The sequence below is a fragment of the Streptomyces sp. NPDC003720 genome (genome assembly GCF_042875075.1).
Classification (GTDB): Bacteria; Actinomycetota; Actinomycetes; order Streptomycetales; family Streptomycetaceae; genus Streptomyces.
The window spans coordinates 18,395-34,538 of record NZ_JBIANZ010000012.1; the positions used below are offsets into that span (position 1 = coordinate 18,395).

Consider the following 16,144-nt stretch of genomic DNA (forward strand, 5'->3'; position numbering starts at 1 on the left):
GCCGGCGGCCGGCGCCGACGGGCCGTCGGCAAAGGTGGTCCCAAGGCGGGCGTAGCGTAGAAGGCATGACGAAGTACGGATCTTTTCCCGGTACGCGTCCCCGGCGACTGCGGACCTCGCCCGTCATGCGGCGCATGGTCGCCGAGACGCGACTGCACCCCGCCGACTTCATCCTGCCGGCCTTCATCCGTGAGGGCGTCGGCGAGCCGGTGCCGATCTCGGCCATGCCGGGCGTCGTCCAGCACACCCGCGACAGCCTGAGGAAGGCCGCGGTGGAGGCGGCGGAGGCCGGGGTCTCCGGGATCATGCTGTTCGGGGTGCCGGAGGACGGCAAGAAGGACGCCCTGGGCACGGTCGGCACCGACCCGGACGGGATCCTCCAGGTCGCGCTGCGCGACGTACGGGCCGAGGTGGGCGACGACCTGCTCGTCATGTCCGACCTGTGCCTGGACGAGTTCACCGACCACGGCCACTGCGGGGTGCTGGACGCCGAGGGGCGGGTCGACAACGACGCCACGCTCGAGCGGTACGCCGAGATGGCCCAGGTGCAGGCCGACGCGGGCGCCCACGTCGTCGCGCCCAGCGGGATGATGGACGGGCAGATCGGTGTCGTCCGGGACGCGCTCGACCAGATCGGCCGCGAGGACGTCGCCATCCTCGCCTACACCGCCAAGTACTCCTCCGCCTTCTACGGCCCCTTCCGCGAGGCCGTCGCCTCCTCGCTCCAGGGCGACCGCAAGACGTACCAGCAGGATCCCGCCAACTGGCGCGAGTCCCTGCGGGAGCTGGAACTGGACCTCGCCGAGGGCGCCGACATGGTGATGGTCAAGCCGGCCGGACCGTACCTCGACATCCTCGCCCGGGTCGCCGACGCCGTGGACGTGCCCGTGGCCGCCTACCAGATCTCCGGCGAGTACTCGATGATCGAGGCCGCCGCCGAGAAGGGCTGGGTCGACCGGGACCGTGCCATCCTCGAGACGCTGACCGGCATCAAGCGGGCCGGGGCGCGGACCATCCTCACCTACTGGGCGACCGAAGTGGCGCGAAAGCTGCGCTGACGGACACGGTTGGAGATCGTTCCGGTACCGAAACGGCGGCGGCCCGGCTGCGGTGTGCTGTCGTTTCGGCAACGGAACGAGTGCGATTTCGCGAACGTCCGGTGATGGTTCCGCGGGCAGCCCGTGATCATGGGTGTTTCTGTCCTGAAAACGATGTTTGAAGCCCGTCCGGACGCACGGTTCGACTGTGTATGACGCGCTCCTGCCAACCCCTTAATGTCTGCGCCTGGCCTGATCCACTCCGGGATGGGCTGAACGTCGATCCCTGGGGGGATGTCATGAGCTGGTTCCTCGCCGCTCTCAAGAAGTACGCCGTCTTCAGCGGCCGCGCGCGCCGCAAGGAGTTCTGGCTGTTCTCGCTGTTCGCGTACCTCATCTACATCGTGCTGGGCGGCATCGGCGCCGCGACCAAGACGCCGGCCCTGATCGCCGTCGCCGGCGTCGTCGTCCTCGCGCTCCTGCTGCCCGCCTGGGGTGTCACGGTGCGCCGCCTGCACGACACGGGCCGTTCCGGCTGGTGGATCCTCTTCGGTGTCATCCCGCTCGCCGGCCCCATCACCCTGCTGGTCTTCTACTGCCTGGACAGCGAGGCCGGCGACAACAAGTACGGCCCGAACCCGAAGGCGGCCCCGGCGCTCGTCTGACGCCCGGCCCGCGGCACCCGTGCCGCGCCCTTCGGCACACGCCGTCCCGAGGCCGCCCGGCCAGCGTCGTCCGGGCGGCCTCGGGCATGTACGGGCGCGCTCACCGGTGAGCGGCGCCGGGGCTCAGTCCCACCAGAAGGTCCAGATCTGCTCGTCGACGAGCTTCTCGGCGTAGGCGCGCAGGCCGCCCGGCTCGCCCTGGGCGACGTTGTCCGGGCAGAAGGCGCAGTGCTCCGCCGCCAGGGCCTCGGCGTCGGCCAGGGTGCTCGGCGGGGCGGCCACCGACACCACCAGGACGTCGAAGCCGAGGGCCACCACGCGTATGCCGAAGCGGTCCTCCCACGAGCGCAGGACCGCGCACAGCCGCGCCACGTCGTTCTCGTGGTTGAGCGGTCCGGTCCAGCCGATCGCGGCCGGGATGTCGGCGGAGCGACGGGACGGGACGAGGGCCAGGCGCGCGTCCTTCAGCCACGTCGCCCCGGCCAGGGAGTCGGCCACCCGCGCCGCCCGCGTCCCGGGGTCGGCGGTGAGCGCGCCGGCCGGCGCGAGGCCCGGCCACGCGGCCCCGAACGGCTCGAGCGGCTCGGCCGGTTCCCCGTCGGACCCGGCCTCGGCGCCGGGTTCGTCCTCGCCCCCTTCGTCGCCCCAGTACTCCGCGAGGACCTCCTCCGGGTCGTGGTCCCCGGGATAGGACATCTCACCGGGCAGCAACTCCCAGTTCTCCGGACCGCCCTGGGATCCGCCCAGCTCCACGAGGACCGGCAGCAGCCCGGCCCGGGCGGCGGGCGCGCCCAGGGCGGCCCAGGTGCCGGGCGCGGCCTGCTTGTCCGCGTGCCACAGCAGGGGCTCGTGCCAGGGGCCGTCGTCCGTCGCGTCGACGAGCCTGCCGGGCGGGAGCCGCAGACCGAGGGAACGTCCGCTGGGGTCGGTCGCCAGAGAGGGCAGCGGGTTGGGAAGAGTCGCCATGCCGGTGACTGTAAGGGCCGCCACTGACAACGCCGTTGGCGGACCGGGCCCCCACCCGCGCGGTCAGAACCAGTGCAGGCAGTGCGGGGTGCGGTCGGAGCGGAAGAGGGTGTCGGCGAGGGCGGCCGCGTCCGGACGGTGGGCTTGGACGTGGCCGGCGCGCACCAGTGTGCTCGGGGCGGTGCCGCCGAGGTAGACGGAGCCCAGGTCGCGCACGTCCAGGGACAGGTCGGGCGCCCGGTCCGTCGGGACGCACTCGGCCCTGCCGTCCCGGACGGTCAGCAGATGGCGGGCGTGCTCGCCGAGGAACGGGTCCTCGACGTCGAGGACGAGCTCGCCGTCCGCGAACCAGCCGCGCGCGGTCAGCGCGCGCGGGACGTCCAGCAGCCGCACCCAGAGCCAGTCCGTGTCGCCGCTCACCTCGCCGGCGCGGAAGTCCGCGAACCGCCAGTGCAGCGGATGTCCGGGTGGGACGTGCTTGAACACGACCTGGGAGACCAGGTCGTGTCCGAGTGCGAACCGGGCCAGCGCCGTGAAGGCGGCGTCGTCGCCGGCGACGGTCTCGTCGACCGTCAGGGTGCCGGCGTCCAGCGAGTAGCTCGCGTACCCGTCCGGGACGCCGTCGGCGTCCCGGTGGACGGCCACATGGCGCGGCGCCGGCGAGATCGGGGGCTGCCCCGCGCGCAGGGCCCACCACCGGTGCGGCCGGGACAGCGCGCCGGGCTGGGCGCGGCGGTACCGGTCGTAGACCTCTTCCAGGATCTCGCCGCACTCGGCCCGGCGCAGCACCTCGATGGAGCCGCCGTCCGAGCCGTCCGCCGGCGCCCGGTCCCCGCCGCGCGCCCGGGGCACGGCGAGGGCGGCCCGGTGGCGCGGCACCGTCAGCCGCGTCGTGTAGGTCGCCGGTCCGTAGCCGTACCTGCCGTAGATCGGAGCCTCGGAGGCCAGCAGCACGGAGAGGAACTCCCCGCGGGCGCGCAGTTCGCCGAGCTGATGCCGCATCATCGCGCTGAGCACGCCCTGGCGCCGGTGCGAGGGCAGCACGCCGACGGCGGTCACCCCGGCGGCCGGGACGAGGGTCTCACCGGGCAGGGTGAGCTCGAAGGAGTAGGCGCCGGCGGTGCCGACGGGCCGCCCGTCCGCCGTCACGGCGAGCACGCAACGGTCCGTCTCGAGCGCCGACCACCAGAGTCCGCCGCCCTCGACCGGGGTCTCCGGGAAGCGCCCGAAGGCGGAGTGGACCGTGTCGACGAAGACGTCGAGATCCCTGTCGGTCGTGGGACGTATCTCCATCGCTGCCGCTGCCTCCTCGGGACACCGGCACCACGGCTCGTGGTGCCCGGACACAGTGGAGCGCCCACCTCCGGCCTGGGCAAACGAATTACGGCTCCGGCGGGAGGGGGTCACGGCACGCGAAACCGGAAAACCCCTGGGGTGCGAGTTCCCGCTCTGCCGGGGCGTCTGTCTCGCTACCGTGTCCTCAGCAAGACGGGGGCGGACTTCTGGGGGGACGAGATGGCCGACGAGCCGTTACTCGCGCGTGTGCACTTCGGGCGTGAGGACGCCGAGCGGGACGTGCAGGACGGGCTGCTCCTGCGCGGCGGCTTCCTGCCCAACGCGGCGTACCGGGCCGCCGTCGACGGGCGGAAGATGCTGATCATCGGCCGCAAGGGATCGGGCAAGAGCGCCATCTGCATGCAGCTCATGGCGGACGGGGGTGAGGACGATTATCCGGGGAAGGCGCTGGTCACCCCGGACGAGACCGCGGGGGAGGAGATCCGGCGGTTCGAGCTCGCGGGGCTGCCGGGCGACTCGGCCAAGGCGCTGATCTGGCGGTACGTGTTCGCCGTGCACGCGGCACGGCATCTGGTGGCCCACGCCAAGGACGCGCACGGCTACAAGCCGGAGTCCGTGAGGACGCTCGCCAAGTTCCTGAAGCAGAACGGCGAACTGGAGGGCAACCGGCTGGCGCAGTGGGTGACGGGGCTGCGGACCTCCCTGTCCCTGGAGGCGTTCGGCGTCAAGGCGGGCCTGGACCTCGGGAGGGCGTCGTCGGAAGGCGCGCTGGCCGCACGGCAGTTGGAGCTCGTCGAGCGGGGCGTGGCCGAGGCCTTCACCGACCTCGACTGCGCCACCGAGCACAAGCCGCTGCTCCTCATGGTCGACCAGCTGGAACGCGTGTGGTCGGCCGAGCGGGACAGCAACTCGATGGTGATCGGGCTGCTGCTGGCGGCCACCCACGCGTCGGGCCTGTACGGACTGTCCGTACGGCTCCTGCTGTTCCTGCGCGCGGACATCTACGACTCCCTGTCATTCGGCGAGGGGGACAAGATCCACGGGGACGAGCTGCGGATCACCTGGTCGCAGACGGCCCTGCGGGACCTCGCGCTGGCACGCGCGCGGGCGTCCGCGGGCGGCCGGCTCACCGCCGAGCAGCTGTGGACCGAGGTCTTCCCGGCGTCCGTGGGGAACGAGGAGACGGGCGCCTACCTGTTCCGCCGCTGTCTGCCCCGGCCGCGCGACGCCATCCAGTTCCTGAACCTCTGTCAGGAGACGGCCTGGCTGACCCACGGCCGCGACCGGATCACCCCGGAGGACGTCCGCCAGGCGGAGCTGCAGTTCTCGGCGTGGAAACTCAAGGACCTGTCCCTGGAGTACCTGGTCGGGCACCCTTTCCTCAAGCACCTGTTCCCGCTCTTCCAGAACGCCGGCTACCTGGTCTCCCGCGCGGCGCTGCAGAGCCGCTTCGAGGCGGCCGAGAAGTCCCTGCACCGGCTGTTCCCCGCCTACGCCGACGCGCTGACCCTGAGCGGCGTCATCGACGTCCTCTACGACGTGGGCTTCCTCGGCGTGCGACGCGGCAACGACGTCGTCTTCGCCGGGGGCAACGACCTCCCCGTGCAGCCGCACGAGACCGAGTTCCACATCCACCCCTGCTTCCGGGCGGCGCTGGGCGCGACGAGCGCGATCGACCTGCGCCGGTACGAGCCCGGCGTGGCGGGGGACCGCCTGGTGCAGGGCAACGTCTTCGGCTTCCAGTCGGTGACGGTCAGCTTCCAGAACCGGGACACCCGGCTGCTCGGCGAGGTCGCCCGTTCCTGCCACTCGATCATCGCCCAGGCCGAACGGGCCGTCGCGCTCACCCCGGACGCCCGGGACGAGATAGTCGGCGCGATCAACCGCGTCCTGGACGACACCGACGGCGGCATCCCGCGGTTCGCCGGAAACCTCGACTTGGACGAACGGCTGTTCTACACGGCGCACTACTTCGACTCGCTCGCCGCCCAGCTCACGGCCAGCGGCCTCGCCGACGGCGCGACCGGCGCGGCGGAGGTCGTGCGCCGCCTGGAGGACGAGGCGCGGCGGCTGCGCCGGCTCGCGGGCGGCTCGTACGGCACGTCCGGCGACGCCGAGCGCTGAGGGGGAGGCACGGGTGCAGGGCGCGGTCCTCGACGAGCGCTTCAGAATCGGAGAGCTGCTCGGCTACGGCGCCGTGGGCGAGGTGTGGGCCGCGCAGGACGAGCGGCTGCAGCGCGAGGTGGCGGTGAAGCTCGTCAACGGCATGTTCGGGGCGGGGGAGGCCGAACGGCAGGCCAGGTTCCGGCGTGAGGTGCGGCTCGCCGCGCGGCTCTCCCATCCCAACATCGTCACCGTCCACGACTGGGGGGACGGGACGGTGGGCGGCCGCCACGTCTTCTACCTGGTGATGGAGCGCGTCCAGGGGCAGTCGCTGCAACGGCGGTTGCAGACGTCCCCGGGGACGCCGTGGCGGACGGCCGCGGGCTGGGCCGTGCAGATCGCGCAGGCGCTGGTGGCCGCGCACGCGCACGGCGTCATCCACCGGGACATCAAGCCCGCCAACGTCCTGTTGACCCCCGAGGGCGCCGCCAAGGTCCTCGACTTCGGAGTCGCCAAGTTCGTTGGCGAGGCGATGAGCGTGCACTACCTCACCGCGACCGGCACCCCGCTCGGCTCGCCGCCGTACATGTCGCCCGAACAGGCCGAGGGCGTACGGGAACTGGACCACCGCAGCGACCTGTACTCGCTCGGGTGCCTGCTGTACCACGCGGTGACCGGCCGGCCGCCGTTCGTCAGCGAGAGCCAGATCGCCGTGCTCCGCATGCAGCTGGACGACGTCCCGGTACCGCCGGACGCTCTCGTCGAAGGCCTGCCCGGGGCGTTGAACGATCTCATCGTCGGTCTGCTGGCGAAGAGCCCCGCCGATCGCCCCGGGGACGCCGCCGCGGTCGCCGACGCCCTGGTCACCCTGCTCATAGACGGCCCGCTGCCGTCCGGCGGCGACACACCGGACCTCGCGGGTCTGGGCCCGGCCGGCTCGGCCGCCGGGCGGCTGATCGACAAGGTGTGGGAGATGCGGCTGCGGGCGGAGGCGGACTGCGCGGCCCTGCGCAAGGTGGCCCGCCAGGAGGCCGCCCGGGAGGCCGAGCTGATCCGGTCCCGCGCGGAGAGCGACGCCGCGCTGATCCAGGCACAGGCCCAGTACGAGGCGCACCGGCTGCGCGAGGAGGCCCGCGAGGAGGCGGAGCGGATCCTGGCCGAGACGAGGGAGGAGGCGGTGCAGGGCAACGGCGCCGTACGCGAGCGACGGCCCGGCGAGCGGGTGCTGCCGCGCTTCGACGAGGAGCCGTACGGATACGAGCCCGCCGAGGTGGCACAGCGGCTCAAGGCCGCGCTGGCCGGTCTCGACCGGATGTGGGACCGCATGGCGGTCCTGGTGCAGCGGATCCGGGAGATCACCGAGCTGCTCGACGAGGGCCGGGACCTCGACGTCCGCTGGCGGCGCGTCTCGGAACTGGCCGTCAGGGCGGCGGAGCAGGCCAGGCAGCGCAGCTACCACATGCCCCGCGGACGCGGCCCGGAGTTCTCCGCGCTGTTCCCCGCCGCCGCGCAGTACGGCCACAACCGGGCCCAGGTGAACGAGTACTTCGACATGCTCCAGGGCCAGCAGGCGGCGTGGCGGAAGGTGCTCACGACCCTGGAGAAGACCGTCGACGACGGCGAACGGCTGCTGCACGGGGACGGCCCGCCCCCGAAGTGAGGACGGGCCGTCACGGCGCGGGCGCCGCCGTCAGAGCTTCTCGGGCGTCCTGATGCCCAGCAGGGCCATGCCCTGGTGCAGGGTGCGGGCCGTCACGTCGCACAGGAAGAGGCGGTTCTCCACCAGCTGCGGCGTCTCGGCCTTCAGCACGGGGCACTTGTCGTAGAACGACGTGTAGTGCGAGGCGAGCTGGTACAGGTACGCGGCCAGCTTGTGCGGGGCGTACTCCGCGGCCGCCTCCCGCACCGTCTCCGCGAACGCGTCCACGTGCAGGCCCAGCGCGCGCTCGGCCTCCGCCAGCTCCAGCCCGGGGTGCGCGGCTGGGCGGACCTCGCCGGCCTTGCGCAGGATGGACTGGATACGGGCGTACGCGTACTGCAGGTACACGCTGGTGTCGCCGTTGAGCGAGACCATCTGGTCCAGGTCGAACTTGTAGTCCCGGATCGCCGACGTCGACAGGTCCGCGTACTTCACCGCGCCGATGCCCACCTGGGCGCCGCGCTCGGCGATCTCCCGCTCGGACAGGTCCTGGGCCTTCTCGCGGACCACGGCCGACGCGCGCTCGATCGCCTCGTCCAGCAGGTCGACCAGGCGGACCGTCTCGCCCTCACGCGTCTTGAACGGCTTGCCGTCCTTGCCGAGGACCGTGCCGAACGCGAGCTGCTGCGCCTTGACGTCCTCGTTCAGCCAGCCGGCCCGGCGGGCGGTCTCGAAGACCATCCGGAAGTGCAGCGCCTGACGGGCGTCGACGACGTACAGCAGCGTGTTCGCCTTCAGGTTGAACACGCGGTCGCGGATCGCGGAGAGGTCGGTCGCCGCGTAGCCGTAGCCGCCGTCCGACTTCTGGACGATCAGCGGGACCGGGTTGCCGTCCGGGCCCTTGACGTCGTCGAAGAAGACGCACAGCGCGCCCTCGGACCGCACCGCGACGCCGGACTCCTCCAGGAGCCGGCAGGTCTCGGCGAGCATGTCGTTGTAACCGGACTCGCCGACGATGTCGGCATCCCGGATCTCCATGTCCAGCTTCTCGAAGACGGAGAAGAAGTAGATCTTCGACTCGTCCACGAACTTCTGCCACATGGCGAGGGTCTTCGGGTCGCCCGCCTGCAGGTCGACCACCCGGCGCCGGGCCCGCGTCTTGAACTCCTCGTCGGAGTCGAACAGCCTGCGCGCGGCCTTGTAGAGGCGGTCGAGGTTCGACATCGCCTGCTCGCCGGTCACCTGGGCGTCCTTGTGGTCCAGCTCGTGCGGGTGCTCGTCCAGGTACTGGATGAGCATGCCGAACTGGGTGCCCCAGTCGCCGATGTGGTGGCGCCGCACCACGTTCTCGCCGGTGAACTCCAGGAGCTGGACGACCGAGTCGCCGATCACCGCGGAGCGCAGGTGGCCGACGTGCATCTCCTTCGCCACGTTCGGCTGGGCGTAGTCGATCACCGTCGTGCCGGGGTTCGCGGCGTGCGGCACGCCGAGGCGGCCGGTGTCGTCCGCGTACCGCGCGGCCAGGTTCGCCACGATCGCCCGGTCGGAGACCGTGATGTTCAGGAAGCCGGGTCCGGAGACCTCGATGTCCTCGATCACGTCGCCCGAGTCGACCCCGGCGACGACCCGGGTCGCCAGCTCCCGCGGGTTGGACCCGGCCTTCTTGGCGAGCGCCAGGATCCCGTTGGCCTGGAAGTCCGCCCGGTCGCTTCGTCGCAGCAGCGGGTCCGCGCCGGCGGCCTCCGGCAGGGTGGCCGAGAGGGCGGACGCGAGGCGCTGCTGGACGGAATCGCTGAGGGACGTGACCGAGGCCATAGGAAGGGGTGCCGTTCTCCTCGTGGGGATGGATAGACACGGCCAGTATCCCATGGGGCACAAAGGCGTTTTCCCGGCCGCCGGGCGGTCTGGGAGAATGGGAAGGTCACCCCGTTCAAGAAGCGTTCAGAAAGAAGGACGTGCCGATCGTGGCTCAGAGCACCGAGACCGCCGACTGGGTCTCCCGTTTCGCGGATGACGTCATCGAGGAGTCGGAGCGACGGGCCCCCGGCAAACCGGTGGTCGTCGCGTCCGGTCTTTCCCCGTCCGGCCCGATCCACCTCGGCAACCTGCGCGAGGTCATGACCCCGCACCTGGTCGCCGACGAGATCCGCCGCCGCGGCCGCCAGGTCCGGCACCTGATCTCCTGGGACGACTACGACCGGTACCGCAAGGTCCCGGAGGGCATCGCGGGCGTCGACAAGTCCTGGGCCGAGCACATCGGCAAGCCGCTCACCTCGGTGCCGGCGCCGAAGGGATCGGCGTACCCGAACTGGGCGGAGCACTTCAAGGCCGCGATGATCGCCTCGCTGGCCGAGCTGGGCGTGGAGTTCGACGGGATCAGCCAGACGGAGCAGTACACCTCCGGTGTCTACCGCGAGCAGATCCTGCACGCCATGAAGCACCGGGGCGACATCGACGCGATCCTCGCCCAGTACCGGACGAAGAAGGCCCCGGCCAAGAAGCAGCAGCAGAAGCCGGTGGACGAGGCCGAGCTGGAGGCCGAGGAGGGCTCGGGCGCCGCCGCCGAGGACGACGGCAGCTCCGGCGCCGCCGGCTACTTCCCGTACAAGCCGTACTGCGGCAACTGCGGGAAGGACCTGACGACCGTCACCTCCTACGACGACGACACCACCGAGCTGGCGTACACCTGCACCGCCTGCGGCTTCACCGAGACGGTCCGGCTGAGCGAGTTCAACCGCGGCAAGCTGGTCTGGAAGGTCGACTGGCCGATGCGCTGGGCGTACGAGGGCGTGGTCTTCGAGCCGAGCGGCGTCGACCACTCCTCCCCGGGGTCCAGCTTCCAGGTGGGCGGGCAGATCGTCGGGATCTTCGGCGGCAAGCAGCCCATCGGCCCGATGTACGCCTTCGTCGGCATCTCCGGCATGGCGAAGATGTCGTCCTCGCGTGGTGGCGTGCCCACCCCGGGCGACGCGCTGAAGATCATGGAGCCGCAGCTCCTGCGCTGGCTGTACGCCCGGCGCCGGCCGAACCAGTCCTTCAAGATCGCCTTCGACCAGGAGATCCAGCGGCTCTACGACGAGTGGGACAAGCTCGCGGGCAAGGTCGCCGACGGCTCCGCGCTCCCGGGCGACGTCGCCGCGTACACGCGGGCCGTGGGCACGGCGGCCGCCGAGCTGCCGCGGACCGCGCGTCCGCTGCCGTACCGCACGCTCGCGTCCGTCGCCGACATCACCGCCGGCCACGAGGACCAGGCGCTGCGCATCCTCAGCGAGCTGGACCCCGAGCAGCCGCTCGGCTCGCTCGACGAGGCGCGGCCCCGGTACGACAAGGCGGAGGCGTGGATCAACACCCACGTCCCCGCCGACCAGCGCACCATCGTCCGCGACGAGCCCGACGCCGAGCTGCTCAAGTCCCTCGACGAGGCCTCCCAGCAGTCGGTGCGGCTGCTGCTCGACGGGCTCGCCGAGCACTGGTCGCTGGACGGGCTGACGCACCTCGTCTACGGCGTCCCCAAGGTGCAGGCCGGATTCGCGGCCGACGCCACGCCCAAGGAGCTGCCGCCGGAGATCAAGACGGCCCAGCGGTCGTTCTTCGCCCTGCTGTACCACCTGCTGGTCGGCCGGGACACAGGGCCGCGGCTGCCCACCCTGCTGCTCGCCGTGGGCCAGGAGCGGGTGCGGGCCCTGCTCGGGGAGTAGGGCGCGCGAGCACACACGAAAGAGGGGCCCTCGTGACCGAGGGCCCCTCTTTCGTGTCTCTCCACGCGTGCGATCGCGTGCGACCGCCTGCGTCCTCGTGCGCCGCCGCTAGGCGATGTGGTCCTCCTCCATCTCCGCCGTGTGGCGCTGCTGGAAGCGTTCCGCGAGCTCCTTCAGGGTGCTGGGGCTCAGCGTGTTGCCGTACGTCGCCTCGATGTTGTCACCGAGCACGCGGGGCGTCGGGTAGCTGCCGTCGATCGACTGGCGGAAGACCTGGTAGTACGCGTCCTCGTCCGGCTCCGGGGGGCCGCCGCCCTCGCCCAGCTCGCGGGTGCGGTTGGGACCCACCGGGATCGGGAAGCTGCCGGTCTCCTCGGGGGAGGGCTGCTGGAACTGCTCCACCGGCTGCTCGTCGTACCAGCCCTCGTACTCCTCCTCCGGGACGTACTGGGGGTCCGGGACGGGGTTGTACGCCGGGTCGTAGCCGCCGTGGTAGTCCACCTCGCGCGGAGTGTGGAACCAGGGGCTCTCCTCGTCCACGGGCGGCTCGGCGCCCCGCTGCCCGGCGGGCGCCGCCTGCTGCGGGACCACCGCCTGCTGCGGAACGGGCGCCGTCGCGGCGGCCGGGCCGCCCGCGGCCGCCGTGACCCCGGGAGCGGTCAGCTGCGGCTGCGGAGCCGGCGGCAGCAGCAGCGGTTCGATGCCCGCCGCCGCCAGGCCCGCCGGGGCCGTCTCCGCGAGGGGGACGCCGTAACGGGCCAGCCGCAGCGGCATCAGGGACTCGACCGGGGCCTTGCGGCGCCAGGCCCGGCCGAAGCGGGAACGCAGCCGCGCCTGGTAGACCAGGCGCTCCTGCTCCAGCTTGATCACCTGGTCGTAGGAGCGCAGCTCCCACAGCTTCATACGGCGCCACAGCAGGAACGTGGGCAGCGGGGAGAGCAGCCAGCGCGTGATGCGGACGCCCTCCATGTGCTTGTCCGCCGTGATGTCCGCGATCCGGCCGATGGCGTGCCGGGCCGCCTCCACGGCGACCACGAACAGCACCGGGATCACCGCGTGCATGCCCGTGCCCAGCGGGTCCGGCCAGGCGGCGGCGCCGTTGAACGCGATCGTCGCCGCCGTCAGCAGCCACGCCGTCTGGCGCAGCAGCGGGAAGGGGATGCGGATCCAGGTCAGCAGCAGGTCCAGGGCGAGCAGGACGCAGATGCCCGCGTCGATGCCGATCGGGAACACGTAGGAGAAGTTCCCGAAGCCCTTCTTGAGGGCCAGTTCACGGACTGCCGCGTAGGAACCGGCGAAGCCGATGCCGGCGATGATCAGCGCGCCGGAGACGACCACGCCGATGAGTATGCGGTGCATCCGAGTCAGCTGCATTGGCGCGGCCACTCGTCATCCCCTCCCATTGCGTGTTGTTGCGCGCAACAGAGTGGCACACGTGTGCGGCGCACGTGACCCGGGTCAGTCCTTCTTCGCGGCCGACTTGGACGGAGAAGCGCTGGATGAGGGCGACTTGGACGCCTGCTTCGACGGGGACTTCGAGGCGGACCCGGACGGGGACGCGCTCCCGCCCGCCGACGCGCCGGAACCGGAACCCCCGTTGTTGGCCGACGAGACGGACGCGACCGCCTCCTTGACGGCCTTCTGCGCGTCCTTCGCCAGGTCGTCCGCGCTCGGCGTCTTCTCGCCCGCCAGACCGGCGCCGTTGTAGTCGAGCGTGACGACGACGTTCTCGACCCGGGCGACCACCGTCTGCTGCTTGAAGGTGCCTTCCTTCTTCTTCAGGTCGTAGCGCACCAGCGTCGCCTCGGCGCCCGTCCCGGAGACCGGCTCCGTCCTGGTGTTCTTCGCACCGGAGACGCTCTTGGCGTCCTCCACCTGGTGCGTGAGGTAGGCGTGGGCCTGGTCGTCGCCGGAGCCGCGGGCGGCGTCGGAGTCGAACCGCAGCATCGAGACGTTCAGCCAGCGGAACTGCGAGCCCTTGACCCCGTTGTTGTCCAGGCTGTTCCACGAGCAGGAGGAGCGGGTGGCGGTGTCGTCGCTGCTGCCCTCCTTGCCCGCCTTGGCGCCCTTCGGCACCAGGTCGGTCAGCGTCTTCTTCGACAGCACCGAGCACGCCTCGGGCAGCTTGCGGTACGCGGCGGCCCGCACGGTCGGGGACGCGCTCGCGGACGGCTTCGCCGAACCGCTGCCCGCGGTCGGCCGCGCGCTCTCGCCGCCCTTGTCCGCGGAGTCCCCGGAGTCGGAGGAGCAGGCGGCGGTGATCAGCACCGCGGGAACGGCCGCCGCGCAGACAAGGGCGCGGCGCAGACGCTTGGCTCGCTGGTCATGGGCACGGTCGTTTCGCTGAGCTGCTCGCTGCATGGTTCCTTCACTCGTGACACTCGGTGTTCGTGCGGGTTCCTGCGGGGCCCCACGGTACGCGGTGAGACAGCTGTGCGGATTCCCTTCACGCGCTTTGCGGGGGACGCCGCGGCAGCCCGCGGAAGCCGTCATCCGCCCAGCGCGTCGGCCAGTTGAGAAGCCAGTTTCCGGGCCCTGTCCTGCAGTTCCCTGCTGTCGGGAACCGCTCCCGTCGCCATCGGCTGCTCCTCGTACTCGATGGTGACGACGACGTTGGACGTGCGGAACACCACAGTCACGGTCCGCTGTTCGGCCGTCGAGCCGGAGGTGGCGAGCTGGTCGTCCAGATACGCCTCGTCACCGAGATCGGCCAGCACCCGGGGCTGCAGTTCGGCCGACGGGGCGCCGGCGGCGCCGGCGGAGGACTCCGTGGCGGAGCCGGACGGGGACTGCGAGGCGGACGGGGAGGCGTCGTCGTCCGCGCTCGCCGTGGGGGCGGGGGTGGCGGAGGCGGGGGCGCTCGGCTCGGGCAGGTCGGCGGCCGTCTCCTGTTCCAGGAACAGCTTCTGCGCCTGGTCGTCGTCGCTGACCGCGTTGTCGTACGACACCACGCGCTCGAAGTCGACCGCGAGCCGGTCGGTGGCGGCGCCGGACGACGCCTTCCAACGGCAGCCCACCCTGCGGTCGGTGTTGTAGGTGAGCGCCGCCTCGCCCTGGTAGGCCTTCTCCCGCTGGTCCGGGTCGGTGATCTGCCCGATGCCCGGCAGCATCGTGTCGAGGGCGTCGTGGTCCACCGCCCCGCAGGCCTCGGGAAGGCTGCGGTACTTGCCGGGCTGGGCGGCGGGCGTGGCCGTGCCGGCGGTGCCCGGGTTGGCGTTGTCGGTGGGGCCCTCGTCCCCGGAACCGCTCGTGCAGCCGGCCAGCAGCGCCACGAGGAGGGCGGCGGTGCCGGTCACATACGCCTTCCGCTGCACGGTCGGGCTCCTCTCGACGGTCTTCGCTCGCTGGGTGATCCGCTGGACGGTCCGGGGTCCCCGCTGGTTAATCGCTTGCCGCCGCGGGGCGCTCCCTGGAGACAATGTGTACCGCACGCACTGCCGTGAACGACGGTCCCCTGTCCCTTTTCATAGACCTTGTCGCCGCTTTTGCGTTTTGCTGCTCCTAAGCCTTTTGTTGTTGTTTCCGGGGGAATGAGGAACTCATGTCGTACGTCGAGATGCCGGGCGCGAAGGTGCCGATCCGGATGTGGACCGACCCCGCGACGGTGGAGGACGTGGCCCTGCGCCAGCTCCAGAACGTCGCCACCCTGCCGTGGATCAAGGGCCTGGCCGTGATGCCGGACGTCCACTACGGCAAGGGCGCGACCGTCGGCTCGGTCATCGCGATGCGGGGCGCGGTCTGCCCGGCCGCGGTGGGCGTGGACATCGGGTGCGGCATGTCGGCGGTACGGACCTCCCTGACCGCGAACGACCTGCCGGGCGACCTGTCCCGCCTGCGCTCGAAGATCGAGCAGGCGATTCCGGTGGGACGGGGCATGCACGACGAGCCGGTGGAGCCGGGGGACTTCCATGGACTTGCCACCGCGGGCTGGGACGAGTTCTGGGGACGGTTCGGCGGGATCGCGGAGGCGGTTCGCTTCCGCGAGGAGCGGGCGGTCAAGCAGATGGGAACGCTCGGCGGAGGCAACCACTTCGTGGAGGTCTGCACCGACTCCGACGGCGCCGTCTGGCTGATGCTGCATTCCGGCTCCCGCAACATCGGCAAGGAACTCGCCGAGCACCACATCGGCGTGGCCCAGCGGCTGTCGCACAACCAGGGCCTGGTCGACCGGGACCTCGCCGTCTTCGTCTCGGACACCCCGCAGATGGCGGCGTACCGCAACGACCTGTTCTGGGCGCAGGAGTACGCGAAGTACAACCGCACGCTGATGATGGCGCTCCTGAAGGACGTGGTCCGCAGGGAGTTCAAGAAGGCGAAGCCGGTCTTCGAGCCGGAGATCTCCTGCCACCACAACTACGTGGCGGAGGAGCGGTACGAGGGCATGGACCTGCTGGTCACCCGCAAGGGAGCGATCCGGGCCGGCTCCGGCGAGTACGGGATCATCCCGGGCTCGATGGGCACCGGTTCCTACATCGTGAAGGGCCTCGGCAACGAGCGGTCCTTCAACTCCGCCTCGCACGGCGCGGGCCGGCGGATGAGCCGCAACGCGGCCAAGCGCCGGTTCTCCACCAAGGACCTGGAGGACCAGACCCGGGGTGTGGAGTGCCGCAAGGACTCCGGTGTGGTGGACGAGATCCCGGGGGCCTACAAGTCGATCGACCAGGTCATCGACCAGCAGCGCGACCTCGTCGAGGTCGTGGCCAAGCTGAAGCAGGTCGTCTGCGTCAAGGGCTGACGCCC

12 protein-coding genes are annotated in these 16,144 nt (G+C 71.5%); 6 read left to right on the plus strand and 6 right to left on the minus strand.

From position 1 onward, the window contains the following. Nucleotides 1–65: 65 nt before the first annotated feature. Both hemB and ACFYU0_RS29940 read left to right on the plus strand, forming a co-directional pair. Nucleotides 66–1,058 (plus strand): porphobilinogen synthase, encoded by a 993-nt coding sequence (gene hemB, locus ACFYU0_RS29935; RefSeq protein ID WP_389305191.1) that lies wholly within the window; start codon nt 66–68, stop codon nt 1,056–1,058. A 278-nt stretch (nt 1,059–1,336) separates the two neighbouring features. Continuing rightward, nucleotides 1,337–1,702, plus strand: coding sequence for a DUF805 domain-containing protein (locus tag ACFYU0_RS29940; RefSeq protein ID WP_351667522.1), 366 nt, complete (start codon nt 1,337–1,339; stop codon nt 1,700–1,702). A gap of 123 nt (nt 1,703–1,825) precedes the next feature. Here ACFYU0_RS29940 and ACFYU0_RS29945 read toward each other — a convergent pair whose 3' ends face one another. Both ACFYU0_RS29945 and ACFYU0_RS29950 read right to left on the minus strand, forming a co-directional pair. Continuing rightward, on the minus strand, nt 1,826–2,668 hold the full coding sequence (locus ACFYU0_RS29945) for a DUF4253 domain-containing protein (RefSeq protein WP_389305193.1): 843 nt from the start codon (nt 2,666–2,668) through the stop codon (nt 1,826–1,828). Between the two features lie 63 nt (nt 2,669–2,731). Next, nucleotides 2,732–3,961 (minus strand): GNAT family N-acetyltransferase, encoded by a 1,230-nt coding sequence (locus tag ACFYU0_RS29950; protein ID WP_389305195.1) that lies wholly within the window; start codon nt 3,959–3,961, stop codon nt 2,732–2,734. Between the two features lie 141 nt (nt 3,962–4,102). Here ACFYU0_RS29950 and ACFYU0_RS29955 point away from each other — a divergent pair, with 141 nt between their 5' ends. Together ACFYU0_RS29955 and ACFYU0_RS29960 are read left to right on the plus strand one after the other, a co-directional pair. Further along, a complete protein-coding gene (locus ACFYU0_RS29955) occupies nt 4,103–6,088 on the plus strand; it encodes a P-loop ATPase, Sll1717 family (protein WP_389305197.1) in 1,986 nt (661 codons plus the stop codon). A gap of 13 nt (nt 6,089–6,101) precedes the next feature. Next, on the plus strand, nt 6,102–7,727 hold the full coding sequence (locus tag ACFYU0_RS29960; RefSeq protein ID WP_389305199.1) for a protein kinase: 1,626 nt from the start codon (nt 6,102–6,104) through the stop codon (nt 7,725–7,727). 30 nt (nt 7,728–7,757) lie between these two features. Here ACFYU0_RS29960 and argS read toward each other — a convergent pair whose 3' ends face one another. Further along, nucleotides 7,758–9,521, minus strand: coding sequence for an arginine--tRNA ligase (gene argS / locus ACFYU0_RS29965; protein ID WP_351667530.1), 1,764 nt, complete (start codon nt 9,519–9,521; stop codon nt 7,758–7,760). 140 nt (nt 9,522–9,661) lie between these two features. On the opposite strand from argS, the gene lysS reads away from it, so the two are divergent. Then, the gene (lysS, locus tag ACFYU0_RS29970; protein WP_351667532.1) at nt 9,662–11,404 is read left to right on the plus strand and encodes a lysine--tRNA ligase; all 1,743 of its coding nucleotides are present in this window, start codon (nt 9,662–9,664) and stop codon (nt 11,402–11,404) included. A 108-nt stretch (nt 11,405–11,512) separates the two neighbouring features. On the opposite strand, the gene ACFYU0_RS29975 is transcribed toward lysS, so the two are convergent. The 3 genes from ACFYU0_RS29975 to ACFYU0_RS29985 all read right to left on the minus strand — a co-directional run bounded on the left by ACFYU0_RS29975 (nt 11,513) and on the right by ACFYU0_RS29985 (nt 14,718). Next, a complete protein-coding gene (locus ACFYU0_RS29975) occupies nt 11,513–12,763 on the minus strand; it encodes a DUF2637 domain-containing protein (RefSeq protein ID WP_389305404.1) in 1,251 nt (416 codons plus the stop codon). A gap of 99 nt (nt 12,764–12,862) precedes the next feature. Continuing rightward, a complete protein-coding gene (locus tag ACFYU0_RS29980; RefSeq protein WP_351667536.1) occupies nt 12,863–13,765 on the minus strand; it encodes a DUF3558 family protein in 903 nt (300 codons plus the stop codon). A gap of 128 nt (nt 13,766–13,893) precedes the next feature. Beyond that, nucleotides 13,894–14,718 carry a DUF3558 domain-containing protein gene (locus ACFYU0_RS29985; RefSeq protein WP_351667538.1) on the minus strand — a complete coding sequence of 275 codons (825 nt, stop codon included), beginning with the start codon at nt 14,716–14,718 and terminating at the stop codon, nt 13,894–13,896. Nucleotides 14,719–14,945: 227 nt separating this feature from the next. Here ACFYU0_RS29985 and ACFYU0_RS29990 point away from each other — a divergent pair, with 227 nt between their 5' ends. Continuing rightward, nucleotides 14,946–16,139 carry an RtcB family protein gene (locus ACFYU0_RS29990; RefSeq protein WP_389305203.1) on the plus strand — a complete coding sequence of 398 codons (1,194 nt, stop codon included), beginning with the start codon at nt 14,946–14,948 and terminating at the stop codon, nt 16,137–16,139. Nucleotides 16,140–16,144 lie beyond the last annotated feature (5 nt).